This window comes from Dyella sp. Tek66A03 (genome assembly GCF_052567735.1).
The window spans coordinates 661653-681945 of sequence record NZ_CP199584.1 but is presented as its reverse complement, the minus strand read 5'-3'; the positions used below and the strand labels follow the sequence as shown (position 1 = coordinate 681945).

At 63.7% G+C, this 20293-nt stretch carries 15 protein-coding genes and 1 pseudogene; 3 read left to right on the top strand and 13 right to left on the bottom strand.

The window, feature by feature from the left end:
* Positions 1-96 precede the first annotated feature (96 nt).
* The 11 genes and pseudogenes from ACT01B_RS02980 to ACT01B_RS02930 form a co-directional block, all read right to left on the bottom strand.
* Entirely contained in the window at positions 97-1563 is a 1467-nt protein-coding gene (locus ACT01B_RS02980; protein WP_445145911.1) for an efflux transporter outer membrane subunit, read from the bottom strand.
* Positions 1550-2761 (bottom strand): efflux RND transporter periplasmic adaptor subunit, encoded by a 1212-nt coding sequence (locus ACT01B_RS02975; protein WP_445145910.1) that lies wholly within the window; start codon positions 2759-2761, stop codon positions 1550-1552. Before ACT01B_RS02975 ends, ACT01B_RS02980 begins: the two co-directional genes overlap by 14 nt.
* A 252-nt stretch (positions 2762-3013) precedes the next feature.
* The gene (locus ACT01B_RS02970) at positions 3014-6217 is read right to left on the bottom strand and encodes an efflux RND transporter permease subunit (RefSeq protein WP_445145909.1); all 3204 of its coding nucleotides are present in this window, start codon (positions 6215-6217) and stop codon (positions 3014-3016) included.
* Between the two features lie 165 nt (positions 6218-6382).
* Entirely contained in the window at positions 6383-7813 is a 1431-nt protein-coding gene (locus ACT01B_RS02965; protein ID WP_445145908.1) for an ATP-binding protein, read from the bottom strand.
* Positions 7810-8508, bottom strand: coding sequence for a response regulator transcription factor (locus tag ACT01B_RS02960; RefSeq protein ID WP_445145907.1), 699 nt, complete (start codon positions 8506-8508; stop codon positions 7810-7812). The genes ACT01B_RS02965 and ACT01B_RS02960 overlap by 4 nt, the downstream gene beginning before the upstream one ends.
* A 107-nt stretch (positions 8509-8615) precedes the next feature.
* Positions 8616-9473, bottom strand: coding sequence for an RNA polymerase sigma factor RpoH (rpoH, locus tag ACT01B_RS02955; RefSeq protein WP_445145906.1), 858 nt, complete (start codon positions 9471-9473; stop codon positions 8616-8618).
* A gap of 182 nt (positions 9474-9655) precedes the next feature.
* Positions 9656-10357 (bottom strand): uracil-DNA glycosylase, encoded by a 702-nt coding sequence (gene ung, locus ACT01B_RS02950; RefSeq protein ID WP_445145905.1) that lies wholly within the window; start codon positions 10355-10357, stop codon positions 9656-9658.
* Entirely contained in the window at positions 10354-11196 is an 843-nt protein-coding gene (locus ACT01B_RS02945; RefSeq protein WP_445145904.1) for a response regulator, read from the bottom strand. The genes ung and ACT01B_RS02945 overlap by 4 nt, the downstream gene beginning before the upstream one ends.
* 148 nt (positions 11197-11344) lie before the next feature.
* Positions 11345-12298, bottom strand: a complete 954-nt coding sequence (gene ftsX, locus ACT01B_RS02940; protein ID WP_445147410.1) for a permease-like cell division protein FtsX — start codon at positions 12296-12298, stop codon at positions 11345-11347.
* A 50-nt stretch (positions 12299-12348) separates the two neighbouring features.
* A complete protein-coding gene (ftsE, locus tag ACT01B_RS02935; RefSeq protein ID WP_445145903.1) occupies positions 12349-13026 on the bottom strand; it encodes a cell division ATP-binding protein FtsE in 678 nt (225 codons plus the stop codon).
* Between the two features lie 159 nt (positions 13027-13185).
* Positions 13186-14890: pseudogene (locus ACT01B_RS02930) on the bottom strand (DEAD/DEAH box helicase).
* 442 nt (positions 14891-15332) lie between these two features.
* On the opposite strand from ACT01B_RS02930, the gene trxA reads away from it, so the two are divergent.
* The 3 genes from trxA (at position 15333) to ACT01B_RS02915 (ending at position 18931) form a co-directional block, all read left to right on the top strand.
* The gene (trxA, locus tag ACT01B_RS02925; protein ID WP_445145902.1) at positions 15333-15683 is read left to right on the top strand and encodes a thioredoxin TrxA; all 351 of its coding nucleotides are present in this window, start codon (positions 15333-15335) and stop codon (positions 15681-15683) included.
* Between the two features lie 258 nt (positions 15684-15941).
* A complete protein-coding gene (gene rho, locus ACT01B_RS02920; RefSeq protein ID WP_445145901.1) occupies positions 15942-17711 on the top strand; it encodes a transcription termination factor Rho in 1770 nt (589 codons plus the stop codon).
* A 164-nt stretch (positions 17712-17875) separates the two neighbouring features.
* Positions 17876-18931 carry an acyltransferase family protein gene (locus tag ACT01B_RS02915; protein WP_445145900.1) on the top strand — a complete coding sequence of 352 codons (1056 nt, stop codon included), beginning with the start codon at positions 17876-17878 and terminating at the stop codon, positions 18929-18931.
* 11 nt (positions 18932-18942) lie between these two features.
* Here the strand turns inward: ACT01B_RS02915 and ACT01B_RS02910 are convergent, their stop codons facing one another.
* Both ACT01B_RS02910 and ACT01B_RS02905 read right to left on the bottom strand, forming a co-directional pair.
* Complete coding sequence (locus ACT01B_RS02910) at positions 18943-19281, bottom strand: GGDEF domain-containing protein (protein WP_445145899.1); 339 nt, start codon at positions 19279-19281, stop codon at positions 18943-18945.
* A gap of 401 nt (positions 19282-19682) precedes the next feature.
* Complete coding sequence (locus ACT01B_RS02905; RefSeq protein WP_445145898.1) at positions 19683-20039, bottom strand: GFA family protein; 357 nt, start codon at positions 20037-20039, stop codon at positions 19683-19685.
* Positions 20040-20293: the final 254 nt, after the last annotated feature.

The window sequence follows — 20293 nt, the reverse complement described above, 5'->3', positions numbered from 1 at the left end:
TTTCTGCTTATGTAGGAGCGCACAGGGTGCGCTCCTACAACAAGATTTGCCGCGATGCAGGCAGGGAAAGACGGACGATAGTCCGTCTTTCTTTGATCACTTCGTCGCGCTGCTCATTTTCTGTTCCTGCGCGAGATGGTCCGGCGCCAGCTCGTCACTGGACCAGCCACCACCCAGCGCGCGCACCAGGCCCACGCTCGCTTGCAGCTGGTTCGTCTGCAGGCTTAGCAGGCCCTGATGCGCATCCAGCGCGGCGACCTGTGCCGTCACCACATCCAGGTAACCGTTCGCACCCTGCTTGTAGAGGGCCAGCGACAGACTGAGCGTGTGATCGGCCGCCTTGGTGGCCTCTTGCTGATCAACCATCGCCGTACCGAGATCGGTAAGTATCGACTGGTTGTCTTCCACCTGCTGGAACGCCGTCAATACCACACCGCGGTAGAGTGCACCGGCCTCGTCCGTGGCGTGATGTGCGGCTGCCACCTGGGCGCGACGGCGACCGCCATCGAACACGTCCATCAACAAGCTCGGGCCCAAGGCCCAGACAGCGCTAGGCGCGGTCAGCAGGTTACCCCAGGTACCGCTGGCGAAACCACCACCGGCGCTCAGGTTCAGGGACGGAAAGAAGGCCGAACGCGCGACGCCGATCTGCGCATTCGCTGCCGCCGTGCGGCGCTCCGCAGCAGCGATATCTGGGCGACGCTGCAACAGCGTCGACGGCAGGCCGATCGGAATTACCGGCAGGTTGGGCAGATCGGTCTTCACATCCAGCGTAAACGTCGAGGCCGACTGCCCCACCAGCACCGCGATTGCATGTTGCAGCAAGGCGCGCTGCGCCTGCGTCTGCGAAAGCTGCGAGCGCGTCGACGACAACAGCGTCTGCGCGCGATTCACGTCCAGCCCGGATACGGCGCCGCCCGCCTGCAGGGTTCTGGTGAGCTGCAGGGCGCGCTCATAGGCTTCCACCGTCTTCTGCAGCAGGTCGATCTGGCGATCCTCACCCACCAGCGATAGATAACTGTTGGCCAGCTCCGCTTCAAGGCTCAGACGCACCGAAGCGAGGTCGGCCGCCGAGGCCTGCATCGACGAACGACCGGACGCCACGTTGTCATGGACGCGGCCCCACAGATCGACTTCGTAGCTGGCCTGAGCGGTCAGCGAATACGAGTTGTACACACCCGGCGACGTCGCACCGCGCAGCGCCGCATTGTCGGACTGGCGGGTACGGATCGCACTCGCGCCCAGCGATACCTGTGGGAACAGATCGGCGCGCACCTGGGCCAGGAAATCGCGCGATTGCTGGTAGCTGGCAAACGCCGCAGCGAGATCGGCGTTGTGCACGAGCAGCTGATCTTCCAGATCATCCAGGCGCGCATCGCCATACAATTTCCACCAGCCTTCGCGCGGCAATTGATCAGCTGGCGCGGCCGTAGTCCATGGGCCACCGGGTTGGAACTGCGGCGCCACCGGCGCGTCCGGCACCTTGTAGGCGGGTGCCATCGAACAGGCACTCAGCGCCAAGGTAGCCGCCACGGTGGCGGCAAGACTCTTAGGCTTTTTCATGGGGCTTCGCCGCCGGCTGCGCGTTCTTGGCGATGCGGACCGGATCACCGACGGCCAGGCCATCGGGTGGGTTATCGATCACGCGATCGTCCGGCGCCAGGCCCGAACCCAGTTCCACCGTCTTGCCGAAATCGCGACGGATCGTCACCGTCTTGAATTGCACGTGATCGTTGGCGTCCAGCGTGGCCACGTGCAGTCCCTTGTCGTCGAAGATCAGCGCTTCGGCGGGAACGCGCACGCCTTGCGTGTCCGACGTCACATTGAAGCTCACGCTGGCATAGCTGCTAGGCAGCAGGCGGCCATCGGGGTTATCGACCAGCAACTGGACTAGGGTCGTGCCCGAGGTAGGCGCGATGGCCCGCGCATCCGCCTCGACCTTGGCGGTGAAGGTCTTGCCGGGATACTCCGGCACCGTCAGCGTGGCTTCGTCGCCACGATGGATGCCGGGTGCATAGACCTGCGGGACCCGCACATAGACGCGCAGCTTGCTGGTGTCGGACACCGCGAACAGCGGCGTGCCGCTGCCGCTGCTGTCGGCCGTGATCAACGCGCCAACGTCGGTGTTGCGCGCGGTGACGCGACCATCGAACGGCGCCAGGATGCGCGCGTAGGACTTGAGCGCCTTCAGGCGGTCAACATTGGCCTGCGCCGAATTCACCTGCGCCTGCTTGGCCGCGTAGTCACCATTGAATTGGTCTACCGACTGCTGGGACACCGAGTCCGAATCGGTAGCCCGCAACTCCTGCCAGCGCTTGGCCGTGGTGGCCGCCAGCGCCGAGTTGGCGCGCGCACTGGCCAGGTCGGCCTGTGCCTGCAACAGCTGCTGGTCGAGATCCGGCGTATCGATCACGCCCAACAGATCGCCGGCCTTGACCTGGGCGCCAATGTCCTTGTCCCAGGATTTCAGGTAACCGCTGGTACGCGCGTAGATCGGTGCGTTGGTAAAGGCGTCCATCTGCGCAGGCAGCTCAAGCGGTGCCTTGCCGTTGTTGGGCTCGGGCGTCGAGATGACGACGGTGGGAATCGCCTGCGCGTCAGTCCACTGGCGCAGGCTGCGTGCCTCGGTCAGACGCGTGGCGACACCGATCACCACGATCGAACCGAAGACTACGGCGCCGACCGCGGCGGCCAATCGTAGTCGGCGCGGCGACGGCGTCGACTCGGGAAGCGAAGTGAGATGGTCAGAGCCTGTATTCATATGCCAAGTACCCCGCGCCGGGAGCTGTTTGCCCGCTGGACAAGGAAGAACGAAGGAGTGTATGTCGATACACGACTGAGTGATGACGCCGCCCAGGGGGCAAACAGACCCGGCCCGAAGGGTTGCGCCTGAGTGGCCGCCACGCGGCCGCGCTCGGCTTGACTTGACGGCCAGTCAAGCGCTGCGCCAAGCACGGCCGCGTGGCGGCCACTCAGGCGCAACGCGGGGTACTTGGCATATGAATACAGGCTCTTATACATGGACAGGCTCTCCGGCAATGACGGCCGAATCAGGCGCGCGGCCACGCCGCGCGTGCACGATGGAAAAAACCACGGGAACGAAGATCAGCGTGGCAGTGGTGGCAAACAGCAGGCCGCCGATCACGGCCCGGCCCAGCGGCGCGTTCTGCTCGCCGCCATCGCCCAGGCCCAGCGCCATCGGCACCATGCCGATGATCATGGCCAGGGCGGTCATCAGCACCGGACGGAAGCGCACGAATCCCGCCTCGCGTGCCGCCAGGGTGGCATCGCCATGGTGGGTGAGCCGTTCGCGGCAGAAGCTCACCACGAGCACCGAGTTGGCCGTAGCCACACCCATGCACATGATTGCGCCCGTCAGCGCCGGCACCGACAACGTGGTGTGCGTGATGAACAGCATCCACACGATGCCAGCCAACGCGGCGGGCAAGGCGGTAATGATCACGAACGGGTCAGACCATGACTGGAAGTTCACCACGATCAACAGGTAGACCAGCACGATCGAGCCCAGCAGGCCGAATAGCAGACCCGAGTAAGCAGCGTGCATCGTCTGCACCTGACCCAGCAGTGCGACCGTTGCGCCCTTGGGCTTTAATTTCTCGGTGTCGTCAAGCACCTTCTGGATGTCGGCAGCCACCGCGCCCAGGTCGCGCCCCTGCGTGGTGGCAAAAATCTCCACCATCGACTGGATGTTGTACTGGCTCACGACGGTGTCGCTATGCGAGCGCGAAAAATCAGCCAGCGCGCCAAGCACCTGGGGACTGCCGCCGCTCTTCGAGGTGATCGGCAAATTGCTCAACGAGGCCAGCGAATCGAGCCGGTACTGCGGTACCTGGGCCGAAATCGGATAGGTCACGCCATTGTCGGGATTCAGCCAGAACGTCGGTGCCACCTGTGAGGTACCCGAAAGATCGGCGACCAGACTGCTGGTGACATCGCCCTCGGTCAGCCCAAGCAACTGCGCACGCGTGCGATCCACCTTGATCTTGAACGTGGGCTCCGCCTGCGACTGCTGGATGCGCGCATCGGCCACACCGGGAATCTGGCGAATCCTGTTCAACAACTGATTCGCATACACGAAGTTGGCAGGCAGATGATAGCCGCGGATCTGCAAGTCGATGGGCGCCGGCGAACCGAAGTTCAGAATCTGGCTGACGATGTCCGCTGGCGGGAACGAAAACACTGTACCCGGGAACATGCGTGGCAGCTTCTCGCGCAGAATCTTCACGTACTCGGCGCTGGGACGATGACCTTCCTTCAGCGAGATCTGAATGTCGCCATCCTGCTCGCCGATCTCGCCGGTGTTGTTGTAAATGGTGTTGATCGAGCTGCTGTACAGGCCGATGTTGTCGATCATCGTATCCAACTCGTCCGGTGGAACGATCTGCCGGATGGCCTTTTCCATGTCGGCGAACTGGGCTGACGTCACTTCCACGCGCGAACCCACCGGTACGCGCGCATGCACCAGGATCTGACCGCCATCGACGTCGGGGAAGAAGTTGCTGCCCAGACCTGGCAGCAGCGCGAACGACAGCACCACGAAGCCGAGGAAGCCCAGCACGAACACCTTGCGATGCTGCAATGCCAAGTCGAGCAGGCCCATGTAGCCGGCGCGAAAGCGCTCGAAACGGTCAACGAAGCCCCGCTGGAAACGACCCAGCGCCGTCTTCGGCGGCGGCAACGGCAAGTGCTGGCCATGCTCATCGGCGGTCGGCGGATGCGCCTGCAACAGGTACTTGGCCATGGTCAGCACCAGCGTACGCGACAGGATGAAGGAGAAGATCATCGCAAAGATCACCGCCTCCGCCATCGGTACGAACAGATAGCGCGACACGCCCGGCAGGAAGAACATCGGCACGAACACGATGCAGATGCATAGCAGCGAGACGAAGGCAGGCACCACGATCTGCGCCGAACCGTCGACGATCGCGGTGACGACATCCTTGCCCTGCTCCAGGTGCCAGTTGATGTTCTCGATGGTCACCGTGGCCTCGTCAACGAGGATGCCCACCGCCAGCGCCAGGCCACCCAGGGTCATGATGTTGAGCGTCTCGCCCATGGCCGACAGCGTGAACACGGAACCCAGCACGGCCAGGGGAATGGACGTGGCGATGATCAGGGTCGAGCGCCAGCTGCCCAGGAACAACAGAATCATCAGGCTGGTCAGCGCCGCCGCGATAATGCCTTCACGAACCACGCCATTGATCGAAGCGCGCACGAACAACGACTGATCACCAATCGGCGTCACCGTCAGGTTGTCCGGCAACGCGTCCTTCATCGCCGCTACCTTGGCGCGCTCATCCGCAACGATCGTCAGGGTCGAGGTGGAACCGTTCTTCAGCACCGACAGCAGGGTCGAACGCACGCCGTCGACGTGCACGATATTGGTCTGCGGCGGCGCGCCGTCGCGCACATGCGCCACATCGCGGATATAGATGGTGGTGCCGTTGGCAGTCTTGACCGGCAGGTCTTCGAGCTCCTGCACGTGGTCGGCCGAGTTATTGAGATCCATCACGTATTCGTACTTGCCGATCTTCTGCGTGCCGATCGGGCTGACCTGCTGCTGCGACGCCAGCGCATTGGCCACGTCCTGGGTCGACAGGCCGCGCGCCTGCAAGGCAGCGGGATCCACATCGAACGTAATCTGGCGCGTCTTGCCGCCGAAGGGGTATGGGATCGCCGCACCCGGCACCGTCACCAGCTGCGGGCGTAGCAGGTTGAGACCGAGATCGCCCAATTGCTGTTCGCTAAGCCCCTTGCCCGACAGTCCCAACTGAAGAATGGGTACGGTCGAGGCGTTGTAGTTCACGATCAACGGGGGCGTCGCGCCCGGTGGCATCTGCTTGATCAGGGTTTGCGAGATGGCGGTGACCTGGGCATTGGCGACGGCGATGTTCACGCCCGGCTGGAAGAAGATCTTCGTGATGCCCATGCCGTTGATCGATTCCGCCTCGATATGCTCGATATCGTTGACCGTAGTGGTCAGCGTTCGCTCAAACGGCGTATTCATGCGGCCGGCCATCTGGTCGGGCGTCATGCCGGTGAACTGCCACGCGACAGCAATCACCGGAATATTGATATCCGGAAAAATATCGGTCGGCGTACGGCCTGCTGCCATGACTCCTGAAATCAGGATGAGCAGCGCGAAAACAACAAAGGTATAGGGTCGCGTAAGCGCGATCCGGACGATGCCAAGCATGCGGGGGACTTCCGTGCGCGAAATGATGCGTCGCCGCAAATTTTCGCACGCGGATGCTCCCAAGAGTGGCCCGCGCGGATGAAGATAATTTCATATTGGCGGGCGGGCGCGGCCTTTTTTGCTGCGAGCTCCTTCTGTCCTTTGGGGAGAAGGAGCAAACACCCCTCACGCCGTCAGAGGCGTCACTTCCGGCACCGCTCGCGACAGACAGGTTCCGGGCTTCTCGCCCGGTGCCACCGGATAGCAATACAGCGTGAGACGCGCACCCGTGCTCGCCTGACCGATATCCAGCGCGTAGCCATGCAGGCGCACAATCGCGCTGACAATGCTCAGACCCAGCCCTGAGCCCGCCGTCGTGCGGCTGTTGTCGCCGCGGTAGAAGCGGCGTGTCACCGCATCGCGCTCATCGGCAGGAATGCCCGGACCGCTGTCGATGATGTCCACCCGCGGACCACGCTTGTCCATGCTCGCGCGCAAACTGACCTTGCCGCCCGGCGGCGTGAACTTGATCGCGTTGCCGACGAGATTCGCCAACGCCTCAAATAGCAAATGCGCGTCCGCGCGGATCGGCGCCAGCGGCTGCACGTCCAGCTCGAACGGCTGGCCGCGGTCTTCCGCCACCGGCGCATAGAACTCGTGCACCTGGCGCAGCACGTGGCCGATATCCACCTCGTCGAAGCAGGCGGCGCGGTTGCGGTCCTCCAGTTCGGAGACTCTCAGCAAGGCGCGAAAGCGCGTCAGTACCGCATCGATATCCACCATGCTCGCTTCCAGCAAGGCCTCCTCGGGCCGACCTTCGAGCTGTTGTTGCGTGCGGTATAGACGAGCACGCAAGCGCGTAAGCGGCGTGCGCAAGTCGTGCGCGATGTTGTCGCACACACCCTTCACTTCGCTCATCAGCCGTTCTATCTCACCCAGCATGGTGTTGACGATGGCGGCCAGCTGGTCCAGTTCGTCACCACGTCGACTCACCGGCAAGCGCTTGGAGAGGTCGCCCTGACGGATCGGATCGGTCGCCTCCTGCAGTGCGCGAATGCGCTTCCACGGACCACGCCGTAACAGGAATCCGCCCAGCAGGCCGGGGATGATGGTCAACGAGATGCCCCACAACAGCGCGCGACGAATGATGGCGCCGAGGCCATCGATCGTGCTGGTGTCCTTGGCGATCACCAGGATGTCGCCATTGGGAAGCCTGCTTGCCAGGCCGCGCGCACCAACGTGCTCGGCATCGCGGTCCGGGCGCGGCAGGCCATGCTGGAGCAGGTGCACCTGGCCGTCCTGCGCCAGCGAGGTCGGCAGGCGGTCGATATTGCCGGCCACTGGGCGATGATCACGATCGAACAGCCCCACCGACATGATGCCGTGCGGATCGATGGCGCTGGCGGCATCCACCGTCGCCGGCATGCGCGCGGGATCGGTCGAGGCGATGTAATGCATGCGCTGCAGCAACACCTGGTCGATCACCCCGTTGAGGTAACGGGTCGTCTCCCACTGGATAACGCCTACCAGGATGAAGCCCCACACGGCGAACAAGGCGCCGTAGATAAGGATCAGGCGCGAGGTGGTCGAGTGCCAGGCGTTGGGACGTGCGTTCATGTTGCCACCGGCAAGGTGTCGTGCGCGGCCGTGAGCATATAGCCCGTGCCGCGCACCGTGTGAATCAGCGCCAGCTGTCCCCCACCATCGATCTTGCGCCGCAGCCGGCCGATATGGACGTCGATGACGTTGGTGCCGGGATCGAAATGGAAGCCCCACACCGTCTCGAAGATCATCGCGCGGGTCAGCACCTGACCCGAATTACGCATGAGAAATTCGAGCAGCCGGTATTCCGTCGGCAACAAGGCCAACGGCTGGCCGTTGCGGTAAGCGAGGTGACTGACTAGATCCAGCTCGAGATCCGCCACGCGCAGACGCTGTGCCGCCTGCGGCTGGCGACGGCGCAGCAACACTTCGGCGCGTGCGGCCATTTCGTCGGGCGCAAACGGCTTGGTGAGGTAGTCGTCACCACCCGCGCGAAGACCCCGCACGCGGTCGTCGACATCGCTCAACGCGCTGATCATCAGCACCGGCGTGTCGATCTGCACGCGCCGCAACTCGGCCACCACGTCGATGCCATCCATGCCGGGCAGCATGCGATCCAGGGTGATCAGGTCGTAGTCATGCTGGGACGCGCGATCGAAACCCTCGCGGCCGTTCGCGACCCATTCGGCCAGCATGCCGTGCACATGGAGTTCGGCAACGATTTCTCGCGCCGTGGTTTCGTCGTCTTCGATTACCAGAACTCTGGGCATGGCTTAGTGGACCGAACATCCGGTTAAGGGGCACGGAAGCGACCATGTCTCCGCAAAGCCAAACGGCCCCACAGGGGGCCGTTGGCATGGTACGCCGATCGCAGCGATCAGGCGGCGAAGAGGCCGCGCATCTTCTTCATCGCATTGGCTTCGACCTGGCGGATACGCTCGGCCGACACGCCGTACTCGTCGGCGAGGTCCTGCAGGGTGGCCTTGTCTTCGTCCAGCCAGCGGCGCTGGATGATGTCGCGCGAGCGCGCGTCCAGGTTCTTGAGCGCGGCCGACAGCGTGCCGAGCTGGTTGTCGGCATGGTCGGCGTCGGACACGTTCTCATACGGGTCCGCACCCTCGTCGATCAGGAACGCTTCCGGCGCCGGCCTGGCGTCTTCGTCGGCATCCGCCGGGGCTTCGAAACCGATGTCACGGCCCGACAGGCGCGATTCCATCTCGCGCACGGTCGCTTCCGGCACACCCAGATCCTTGGCCACGGTGCGCACTTCCTCGGCGTTCATCCAGCCCAGGCGCTTCTTGCTCTTGCGCAGGTTGAAGAACAGCTTGCGCTGCGCCTTGGTGGTGGCGACCTTGACGATGCGCCAGTTGCGCAGGATGAACTCGTGCATTTCGGCGCGAATCCAGTGCACCGCAAAGCTCACCAGACGCACACCCTGGTCGGGGTCGAAGCGCTTCACGGCCTTCATCAGGCCGATATTGCCTTCCTGGATCAGGTCAGACAGCTGCAGGCCGTAACCGTTGTAGCCGCGGGCCACATGGACCACGAAGCGCAGGTGCGACATCACCAGCTGGCGCGCCGATTCCAAATCATTCTCGCCGTTGAAGCGGCGCGACAGCGCCTGCTCCTCATCCTGGCTGAGCACCGGAATCCGATGGACGGCCGAGATATACGCATCCAAACTGCCGACGACACTCGGCACCGGCAGGTTGGCGGTCACCAAAGCTTGAGACATGTGTGGAATCTCCTGTGAGGGATGAGCTTAGCACTCAGGTAGTACGAGTGCTAAAGGACCGATATGGTTCCGGTCCCTTTAGTGAACTGCATCGTACAGGAATGCGGGGCATTCGTCCAGTGTGACGAATGGGGGGAGGCTCACTGTGCCGTCCGGGCGGTTCAGAAGGCGTGAACGGCCACTCAGCTGAGCTGAGAGCGTGGCGGCAGGGACCAGTCCACGGGGGCGACCCCGTGGGCTTCCAAGTACTGGTTCGCCGACGAGAAGTGCCCGCAGCCGATAAAACCGCGATGCGCTGATAAGGGAGATGGGTGCACCGACTTCAGAACGCAATGGCGGGCCGGGTCGATCAACTGCCCCTTGCGCTGGGCGTAGGCGCCCCAGAGCATGAACACCAGCCCTTCCCGTTCCCGGTTCAAGGCCTCGATGGCCGCATCGGTGAAGCCTTCCCAGCCCTTGCCCTGGTGCGAGGCGGCCAAGGACTGCTCGACCGTCAGCACACTATTGAGCAGCAGCACGCCGCGATCGGCCCAGGGCGTGAGGCAACCGTGGTCCGACGCCGGGAAACCCAGATCGCGCTGGATTTCCTTGAAGATGTTCTGCAGCGAGGGCGGTGAGGGCACGCCCGGGCGTACCGAGAAGCACAGCCCATGCGCCTGCCCCGGGCCGTGGTACGGGTCCTGGCCCAGGATGACCACGCGCACAGCGTCGAACGGGGTGTGGTCGAAGGCGGCGAAGATGTCGGGCCCTGGCGGGTAGATCACCTTGCCGGCCTGTTTTTCGGCGCGCAGGAATTCGCCTAGGGCCTGCATATCGGGCCGCGCCAGGTAGTCCCCGATGCGCGCCTTCCAGGAGGGTTCCAGCTTGACCTTATCCTCGGTCATGCCGCTTCGTCGTGTTCGCGCAGGTGCCGCGACACGCGCAGCTGGAACAACAGCTTGGTCATCAGCAGCTTTTCCTCGATCGGCTTCTCGACCAGGTCGTTCGCGCCAGCGCGGAGCAAGGCGGCCTGGTTCACCGGATTTTCGTCGCCGGTCATCACCAGCACCGGCAGGCGGCCCTTGCCGTAGCCGTATTCGCGACGGATCCGCTCGAGCAGGTCGCCGCCGGTCAGTTCGCCCTTGAGGCTGACGTCGGTAAGCACGATGTCGGCGCCCACCGCGCCTTGCGCCTTGGCGGCATCCAGCAGCACCAGCGCATCCTCAACGCTGACTACGTGGTGCACGGTAAGCCCGTGCTTCTCCAGGATGCGGCGGGTGGCCAAGGCCACCACGCGGCTATCCTCGACGTACAACACGTCGCCTTCGGCCCGGTCCTGCGGGCGCACGTAGCCGCGAATGAATTCGGCCAGCGCCTGGAAACCCAGCGACTTGTCGAAATAGTCGGTGACATGTTCGCCCAGGGTGCGGCGATGCAGGCGGTCATCGACATCGCCCGAGACCACCACGATGGGCACATAGACCTGCGCTGCCGATTCGCGCACGTGACGCGCCAACTCGAGGCCATCCATATCGGGAAGACGCAGCGCGATGGTGATGAAATCGAAGGCGCCGCCGTCGAGCAAGGCGTGCGCCTCCGCGCCCGTGCCGCAGCCGATTACCTCGGATTCGGGTAGTTCGGCCTTGAGCACACGGGCAATCAACTGGCGCACTACCTTGGAGCCGTCGACGACCAGCACCCTGGGCGCCGCCCCCATCACGCGACTGCTGAAACTCGCACTCATCCCCTGTCATCCACGTCTTGGCCGGCGTTCCCTGTCGGCAAAATCTCAGCGCAATCACCCTGCACTGTCAGCTCGATGGCCGGCAGCATGCACCGGCTACGCAACCCTCTCATTACACCTCCGACGCGGGCGTGAGCCCGCGCACGGTTCAGGCGGCCTTGCGCAGCTGCCATGCGCTCACCAGGCGTGCGCCAAGCCAGCCAAGCACGGCCGCGGCCACCGGCACCGACGCCAGCAGCCATGGCGGCAGCACATCGATGTGCAGCTTGCCGGCATAGGCATGACCCAGCCGTGCGACCGGATCGGCCAGCGAAAGCTCGACCAGTACCGCGAAACCCGCCGCCAGTACGCCGCTGAACAGGCCATACCAGATGCCTGCATAGAGATAGGGGCGGCGCACGAAGGCGCGGCTCGCGCCCACCAGCATCAGCACGCCGATCTCTTCGCTGCGGCTGGCGATATCCACGCGGATGGTGTTCCCGACCACCAGCAGCACCGCCAGCGCCAGCAGGACGGCAAGAATCAGCACCGCGCGCTGGCCTACGCCAAGCAAGGCTTCCAGGCGTTGGCGCCAGGTGCCGCTGTCCTGCACCTGATCCACGCCCTGCATGCCGCGCATGTCCGCGACCAGACGCTCGACGCCATCGGCGCTGACGTCCGGTGCAGGCAGCACCTCGAGTACATACGGCAGCGGGTTGTTTTCCAGCGTATGCAGCGCGCCCGAAAAGCCTTGCATCTTGGCTAGCTCGTCCATGCCCTGCTGCGGCGTCTTTATCTTGACGGCCGCCACGTCGGGGCGGTCGCGCAGTTTCTTGGCCACCAACTCCGCCGCAGAACCGCCCTGGCTCGGCTGCAGGAACATGCTGACCGTCTGGTTCTGCCCCAGGGCCTCGCCCATCTTCTGCACATTGCCCAGCAGGAGATAGAAGGTCAGCGGCAAGGCCAGCGCGATGGCCATCACCGCCACGGTGAGCAAGGTGCCCACCGGGCGCGACATCAAGCGGCGCAGGCTGGCCGCCGCGCTCCAGCCATGGTGTTCGCGCCAGCTCGCTACCGGGCGCGTACGCTTACGCCCGCCACGCGGCTGGGTTTCGGAAAGCAGCGGGCTTTCGTTGAGAGGGGTCTCTTTGAGCGGAATCTGGGGCTGCGTGCTCACAGCACCTCCTGCGCGGCGACGTCTGCCACTAGGCGGCCGTGATCGAGCACCACTACGCGTTTGCGCATGCGCTTGATCAAGGGCAGGTCATGGCTGGCCACCAGCACGGTGGTGCCCACCTGCTGGAACTCGGCGAACAAGCCCATGATCTCCACCGCCAGCGTGGGGTCGAGATTGCCGGTGGGTTCGTCGGCAATGAGCAGCATGGGCTTGGCCACGATGGCGCGCGCAATACCGACGCGCTGCTGTTCGCCAGCGGAAAGCGTGGCAGGCAACTGACGCTCATAGGCCAGCAGGCCCACCTTCTCCAGCGCCGCGCGCACGCGCTTGCTGCGCTCGACCGGGGCCATGCCGCCGATCATCAGTGGCAGCTCGACATTGGCGAATACGGTGCGATCCATCAGCAGGCGATGGTCCTGGAACACCATGCCGATGCGGCGGCGCAGCTTGGGAATGCCGCTGCGGCCGATCTTGCCCAAGTGCTGCCCTTCCAGCGTGATCACGCCGTGCGAGGGACGTTCGATTAGCCCCAGCAGCTTGAGCAAGGTGCTCTTGCCGGCGCCGGAATGGCCAGTGACGAAGGCCATCTCGCCTGTCGCCACTTCAAAGGAAAGCTGCGACAGGGCCTCGTGGCCGCCTTCGTAGCGTTTGCTGACTTGATCAAAGCGGATCACCGCGTGTCCCCGATCCTAAGAGCCCTTGCGGGAAGGATAAGGGATGCACGCGCGAAGGTCAGGCGCTTTCTGTCGATCGGCTGCCGCGGGTTAGGCCCGCGACAGCTTGACGCAAGTGCGCCGCCGATCCGAAGACCTAGCGACCGGTGAAGAAGCGGCTCAAGCGACGGAAGAATCCGTCCTTCTTCGGCGAGTGCTGCTCGTTCGACACGCCGGAGGTGATCGCCACCTGGCGCGAAGGACGCGCATGCCCGGTGTCCGCACCGCCGCGCTCACGGGATGAGCGACGCTCGCCACACGGAGCACGGCCGTTCTCGGCGGCTGGGCTCGCTGCCGTCTCCACAGCCGGCGCATCGCCGTCACGGCGACGACCACGACCACCGCGGCGACGGCGGCGCTTGCGCTCCGCCGCATCCACCGCCTCGCCGTTCTCTACTGCGGGCTTGGCCTCGGCGGGCGCTGCCACGGCGACGACGGCTTCCTCGGCAGCCACCTCGACCCGCGGCTTGCGCGGTTCACGCGGCTTGTCGCTACGGGCCGGACGCTCGCCATCGCGGCCGCGATCGTTGCGGCTGCGCGGACGCTTGCTCGGCGAACCATCCTTCTCGCGTGCTTCGACCTTGTCCCCGAACGCGGCGCTATCGGCAGCGACGTCGGCCATGAATTGGGCGTCCTGCTCGCGCGGCTTGGGCATCACCAGCATGTCCGGCTCGATGTTTGCCACCGGGATGCGCTGGCCGATATACGTCTCGATATCCGGCAGCGACATCGCATACAGGTCGCAGGCGAAGCTGATCGCGTCGCCGTCGGCGCCCAGGCGTGCGGTACGGCCGATGCGGTGCACGTAATCCTCGGCATCCTGCGGCAGGTCGTAGTTGAAGACGTGGCTGACCGCCGGGATATGCAGGCCGCGGGCGGCTACATCGGTGCACACCAGCATGTCGAGCTGGCCTTCCTGGAAACGCTGCAGCAGCTTCTGGCGCTTGAGCTGCGGCACGTCGCCGGACAGCGCGCCCACGCGGTAGCCCTGGCGCTTCACCCGATCGGTGATGCGCTCGGCGGCCGCCTTGGTGTTGACGAAGATGATGCTGCGCTCGGCCTTGGTGCGGTCGAGCAGGTTGAGCAGCAGCGGCATCTTCTCTTCCTTGGCCGGGAAGTAGACGAGCTGGCGCACGCGGTCGGCGGTGACGTTTTCCGTCTCCACCACCAGCTTCTCGGCGTTGTGCATGTGCTCGTAGGCCAGCTCCAGCACGCGATGGCTCAAGGTGGCGGAGAACAGCAGCACCTGGCGCTGCTCGCGCGCCGGCAGGCGACGGAAGATGAAGCGCACATCCTTGATGAAGCCGAGGTCGAACATGCGGTCCGCCTCGTCGATCACCATCACCTCGACGGCGTCGAGGCTGAATACGTGCTGCTTGTAGTAGTCGAGCAGACGGCCCGGCGTGGCGATGATGATGTCGCAGCCGTCCTTGAGTTGCTGGCGCTGCTTGTCATAGTCGACGCCGCCATAGATCAGCGCAGTGCGCAGGCCGGTGTAGCGGCCGACGGCCTTGGCGTCCTTCTCGATCTGGATCGCCAGCTCGCGGGTCGGGGCGATCACCAGGGCACGCGGATCGCTGTCCTTGCGCTCGGCCACGGCCGAGGTGGTCAGCAGGCGGTTCATCGTCGCCACCAGGAAGGCGCAGGTTTTGCCCGTGCCCGTCTGTGCCTGGCCGGCCACATCGCGGCCCACGAGGGCCACTGGCAGGGTCAGCGCCTGGATCGGCGTGCAGCGGGTGAAGCCGGCCTCGTCGAGGCCTTGCTGCAGCAGCGGATGAAGATCGAAATTGGTGAAAAAAGTATCAGTGAGTACGGTTTGTGACATCGCTTTGGGATTATTGAGCGGGCATCGCAGGAGCAGACTGCCCGGCTCCCGGGCGTTGAGACGCCTCGAGGAACGGGTGGATGATCGGCGCGGCCAGGGCGTGGGGCAGGCAGAATCCGAAGATTGCGCGTGCTGGCGACACGTTTCCGTGGCTGGCGCCGGAGGGAGGCGGCAAGTACCGGCAGCCCCGCTGGCATAGGTCAAAGGACTGCGTCCTAAGAAGCTGGGCTCCAAGGGAACCCTTTCACCTATGTCAACGGAACTGTCCGTGGCCGCCCTTGAATCGCTTGAATCGTGCCCCGAGTTAGGCTGGAATGGAGGTCTGCCGCAACGGCAACCAACCTTCTTTTCGGAACGACCCCGCGTTTCATGGGCGCCCCAGTGTAGCCGATGCTGGGCGCGAGGTCGTCAAACCCCTTCCCGCCTACCCTCGGAGACCCCGGTGAGCGACCTGATTACCCATGTAAGCGATGATGCCTTTGAGCAGGAAGTGCTCAAGTCCGACACCCCGGTGTTGCTGGATTTCTGGGCGGAATGGTGCGGCCCGTGCAAGGCCATTGCCCCCGTCCTGGACGAGCTGGCCAAGCAGTACGAGGGCAAGCTGCGCATTGCCAAAATCAACATCGACCACAACCAGAAGACGCCCCGCAACTACGGCGTCCGCGGCATCCCGACCTTGATGGTGTTCAAGGACGGCAAGGTCGAAGCCACCCAGATCGGCGCGGTCAGCAAGGGCCAGCTGACCCAGTTGATCGACAAGGCCATCGAGCAGAAGCTGGACAAGGCCGTTTAAAAACCTTGTGAGGTCGCCATTCCAGCAAAAGCTGGAATGGCGAGCATGGCTCTGCCACGGCCTCCCCGCCGTTCCCAGGGGGCCGCCGGAAGACGTATGAACCGTCCCAATTGTGAATTAGCTCGATCACGGCGCTTTACGTCGCCGCGGATCGGGTGCTAGATTTCATCTGTCCGTCGGGACAGTCCTGTCCCCCGCGCCGTCCGCGCACCGTCACCCTCCCTGTGTAACCAACGGCGCCCCGCATGAGGTTTGCCCGTGTCTGATATCGAAAGCAAAGAAACTACCGACGCCAAGGGCGCCGAGTCGAAGCCTGTGGCAGAGACCCGCACCCGAGCACCACGCAAGTCTGCCGCAGCGGCCGAAGCCGCCAGAGCGGAGAAGCAGGCGCAGCTGGATATACCGCCGCCCCCGCCGGTCGAGCGCTCCGCGCCGGCTGCCGAGGCTCCGGCTCCGGCGCCAGCCCCGGTGAATACGGCCCCCTCCGAGTCCGCTCCCCAAGGCGATGGCGCCCAACGCCCGCCGCAGGAAGCCCGCGAAGGTGGCCAGCCGAATGGCGGCAACCCGGCCTTCAACAATCGCAACGACCGCAACGACCGAGATGGTCGCGGCCGTCGTCGTCGCCATGAGCGCAACCAGCCGCGTGGCCCTGGCGGCCCTGGCGGTCCCGGTGCCCAGGGCGGTCAGCAGGGTGGCGGTCATCCGCGCAACCCCAACGGCCTGCCGGTGGACGATGAGTACGCTGATGCTGGCAGCAACGATCGCCTGATCAACCTGACCGAGCTCAAGCGCAAGAACGCGATCCAGTTACTGGAATTCGCCGAATCGCTGGGCGTACAGGAAGGCGTGGCGCGTGCCCGCAAGCAGGACGTGGTCTTCAACATCCTCAAGGCGCATGCCCGCTCCGGCGGTGGCATCTGGGCCGAGGGCGTGCTGGAGATCCTGCAGGATGGCTTCGGCTTCCTGCGCTCGGCCGACGAGTCCTACCTGGCCGGTCCGGACGACATCTATGTGTCGCCCAGCCAGATCCGCCGCTTCAACCTGCGCACCGGCGACTACATCACCGGACGCGTGCGTCACCCGAAGGAAGGCGAGCGTTACTTCGCCATGCTCAAGGTCGACGACATCAACGGCGATCCGCCGGAGGCGTCGAAGAACAAGATGCTGTTCGAGAACCTCACCCCGCTGTTCCCGCGCAAGGCTTTCAAGCTTGAGCGTGGCAACGGCTCCAGTGAGGACATCACCGGCCGCATCCTGGACCTGGTCGCACCTATCGGCCGTGGCCAGCGTGGCCTGATCGTCTCGCAGCCGAAGTCCGGTAAGACGATGATGCTGCAGAACATCGCGCAGGCCATCACCTACAACCACCCCGACGCGCACCTGATCATGTTGTTGATCGACGAGCGTCCGGAAGAAGTGACGGAAATCGCCCGCACCGTGCGTGCCGAAGTGATCTCCTCCACCTTCGACGAGCCGGCCGTGCGCCACGTGCAGGTCGCCGAAATGGTGATCGAGCGCGCCAAGCGCCTGGTCGAGCACAAGCGTGACGTGGTGATCCTGCTCGACTCCATCACCCGTCTCGCCCGCGCCTACAACACCGTGGTACCGAGCTCCGGCAAGGTGCTTACCGGTGGTGTCGACGCCAACGCGCTGCAGCGTCCGAAGCGCTTCTTCGGCGCCGCGCGTAACGTCGAGGAAGGCGGCAGCCTCACCATCATCGCCACCGCGCTGACCGATACCGGCAGCAAGATGGACGAGGTGATCTACGAGGAGTTCAAGGGCACCGGCAACATGGAAGTGCACCTGTCCCGCCGCATCTCCGAGAAGCGCGTGTACCCGGCCATCGACATCAACCGTTCCGGCACCCGCCGCGAAGACCTGCTGATCGAGCCGGACCTGCTCTCCAAGATCTGGATCCTGCGCAAGCTCCTGCATCCGATGGACGAGCTGGCCGCGATGGAGTTCATGCTCGACAAGATGAAGAACACCAAGTCCAACGACGAGTTCTTCAACTCGATGAAGCGTTAACGATAGGGCCGGCTATGCCGGCCCTATTTTCTTCTGTTAGCGTCGCGCGCATGATGCCCACACCGTAACGCGATCAACCGGGCCAGGTTCGGTCGCACTTAATACTGCTGCAAACCAATCATCAAGGATGACTGCAGCCCAATGAATCGCATGGACGCTCGCGCATGACTGACATCAGCCCACCGCGGCCGCGTAGTCATGGCAATAATTTCGACGGACTAAGGCTAGCCGCCTCGCTGATGGTGCTGTTCTCCCATCAGTTCGTACTGCTCGGCATGCATGAAAGCATCCTTGGCCTTCCGATGACGCTTGGCAATATCGCGGTTGCGATGTTCTTCGTTATGAGCGGCTACCTGGTAACCGAAAGTTGGTACAACGATCCGCATATCATGCGTTTCGCCATGCGTCGTTTTCTCCGCATCTGGCCAGCCTTGATGGTTGCCGCCGTGGTGATTGCCATCGCTGGCGCGGTGATTACATCGATACCCATTGGCGAGTATTTCGGCCGCGGAATGCGCCGGTTTGTCATGTTCAATGCGCAGTTACGCCCGGTCTACAGCCTACCGGGCGTGTTCGAAACGACACCCGTCAATACGAGCCTGTCCGCCGTCAATGGAAGCTGGTGGACGATTCCCGTTGAAGCAAGGTGCTATGCGTACGTCGCCATCCTTGGCGCCATTGGCCTCAGACAAAGACTGCTGTCACTGCTCGCCCTGGCTGTTGTCGCGTTGATGTACTTCAAGACGCTACCGGGCCACTCTTTGGGTAACGCGTTCGATAACCTTTGCTACTACTACAGCGCCTTCTTTCTCACCGGTGTGTGTGCGCGCCAGTTTGATGCAGAGATCCGGCGCCATTGGCTCCGCTTGGTCGGCGTCGGCGTCGCATGCCTTTTGACCGCCGCGCTCATTGAGCATATCCAGCTTGCGGCATGGGTGGTCATTGCGCCACTCACGCTATGGCTAGGATTACGTAGCACGCCAGGACTCCGAGCCGCCGCACGCTTCGGCGATCTGTCCTACGGTATTTATCTGTACGCCTTTTTCGTACAGCAGTTGTCCGTCCGTTATTGGCCGGCAACCCACTCTTACGTTACGACGACGGTTGTCGCAACGATCGTTACCGCGCTGCTTGGCTGGTGCTCCTGGCACGCTGCAGAAGCACCTGCGCTATCGCTCAAGCGCCGTCTTCGCCATTGGTTCCCGGACCTGGCGCCATGATTTAAAAATCATCACTCTGACTCCACGCCAGAGGCCTGCAGAATCGATGGGTAAGTGCATACCGCGTTGCGGCCCGCCGCCTTTGCCGAATAAAGCGCGCGATCGGCATAGCCGAGCAGCTCGTCGACACGACCCTGCATGTGCATGGATAAAGTATCCATGCTCGCCACGCCGATGCTCAGCGTGACGCAACCGTACGGGCTCGCCGGATGCTTGATATCAAGCCGTTTTATGGCTTGCAGCATGTTCTTGGCCACGCCATGCGCGCTGGAAATATCGGAGCCCGGAAGCAGGGCCATGAATTCCTCGCCACCATAACGGCCGACCAGATCCCCTTCGCGGCGGACCATGCCCTGAAGTTGTCTGGCGATCGCACGGAGGCACTCGTCGCCGCGCTGGGATCTCCCCGCCCAATTACTGCTTGGCTCGCTGCTGATCGCGCTGCCGCTGGGCATCTTCGGGCTGCCCGGCTTTCGACGCACCTGGCAAATAGCGCTGTTCGCCCTGGCTGCCGCGCCGCTGTTGAGTCTTTTGCTGCTGCGATGGTTTAGCGTCTGGTGGGCACCGGGCTGCTGCCTGCTGATAACCGTATTAGGGCTGGTGGCGCATGTCGCATTGCGCAGGTTCGATCAACGCGTTGACCGACGCATGAAGGCACGCCTTACCGTCAATGACGCCTGGTGGACCCAGAAAACGGTCTGATCAGCGCGCAGACGACGCGTCAGCGTCTCGCTACGACTTGGGCGTCTTCCTACGACAGGTGCTCCATGCCGTCAGGCAGCGTCACCCAGGGGTGCATGCATTCTTCATAGACCGAAACCTGCGGCGCCGGAAAGTCGGGGTTGGCGAATGCACCAATGGGAACACCTACGAGGTCCTCCAACCCTTCCAGCTGGTAGTAGACCGTCGCGCCGCACACCGGACAAAAGTAAAACGTACCGGTCCCGCCAGAATCGCCGGCACGCACGTATGTCGTCGCCTGGCCGCGAATCACCACGCTCGCCATGCGAAAGCGCGCCTGCACCCCGAACACACTGCCAGTGCGCCGCTGGCAGGCGTGGCAGTGACAGATGGAGATGCGCAGCGGCTCCTCCGTCGTACGAAGCATGAGTTGCCGACAACTGCAGGTAGCGACGCGCTGGGTCATGGCAAGGTGTGCTCGCAGGTCATCCCGTGTTTTGAATCGTCCCACAAAAGGCAGTGCGTCTTTTACCCACTATCCTGAAGAATTAAGGTCGTCATTCCAGTCCCCTACCCGTCATTCCAGCGGCTCTCAACAGCCGAAGGGCTGGTCAAGCTGGAATGACGATGGTTTTCAATTTAGCTAGCCACCCAGACTCAGCCTAAACCCAAGCACCGGCA

Excerpts from the sequence above, each read along its gene's own strand:
- ACT01B_RS02910 (WP_445145899.1), bottom strand. The coding sequence starts at position 19,281 with ATGGTCCGCCGCGAAGGGGATCTGGTCGGCCGTTATGGTGGCGAGGAA.
- ACT01B_RS02980 (WP_445145911.1), bottom strand. The coding sequence starts at position 1,563 with ATGAAAAAGCCTAAGAGTCTTGCCGCCACCGTGGCGGCTACCTTGGCG.
- rpoH (WP_445145906.1), bottom strand. The coding sequence starts at position 9,473 with ATGTCTCAAGCTTTGGTGACCGCCAACCTGCCGGTGCCGAGTGTCGTC.
- ACT01B_RS02915 (WP_445145900.1), top strand. The coding sequence starts at position 17,876 with ATGACTGACATCAGCCCACCGCGGCCGCGTAGTCATGGCAATAATTTC.
- ACT01B_RS02965 (WP_445145908.1), bottom strand. The coding sequence starts at position 7,813 with ATGAACGCACGTCCCAACGCCTGGCACTCGACCACCTCGCGCCTGATC.
- ACT01B_RS02970 (WP_445145909.1), bottom strand. The coding sequence starts at position 6,217 with ATGCTTGGCATCGTCCGGATCGCGCTTACGCGACCCTATACCTTTGTT.
- ung (WP_445145905.1), bottom strand. The coding sequence starts at position 10,357 with ATGACCGAGGATAAGGTCAAGCTGGAACCCTCCTGGAAGGCGCGCATC.
- ACT01B_RS02945 (WP_445145904.1), bottom strand. The coding sequence starts at position 11,196 with ATGAGTGCGAGTTTCAGCAGTCGCGTGATGGGGGCGGCGCCCAGGGTG.
- ACT01B_RS02975 (WP_445145910.1), bottom strand. The coding sequence starts at position 2,761 with ATGAATACAGGCTCTGACCATCTCACTTCGCTTCCCGAGTCGACGCCG.
- ACT01B_RS02960 (WP_445145907.1), bottom strand. The coding sequence starts at position 8,508 with ATGCCCAGAGTTCTGGTAATCGAAGACGACGAAACCACGGCGCGAGAA.
- ACT01B_RS02905 (WP_445145898.1), bottom strand. The coding sequence starts at position 20,039 with ATGCTTCGTACGACGGAGGAGCCGCTGCGCATCTCCATCTGTCACTGC.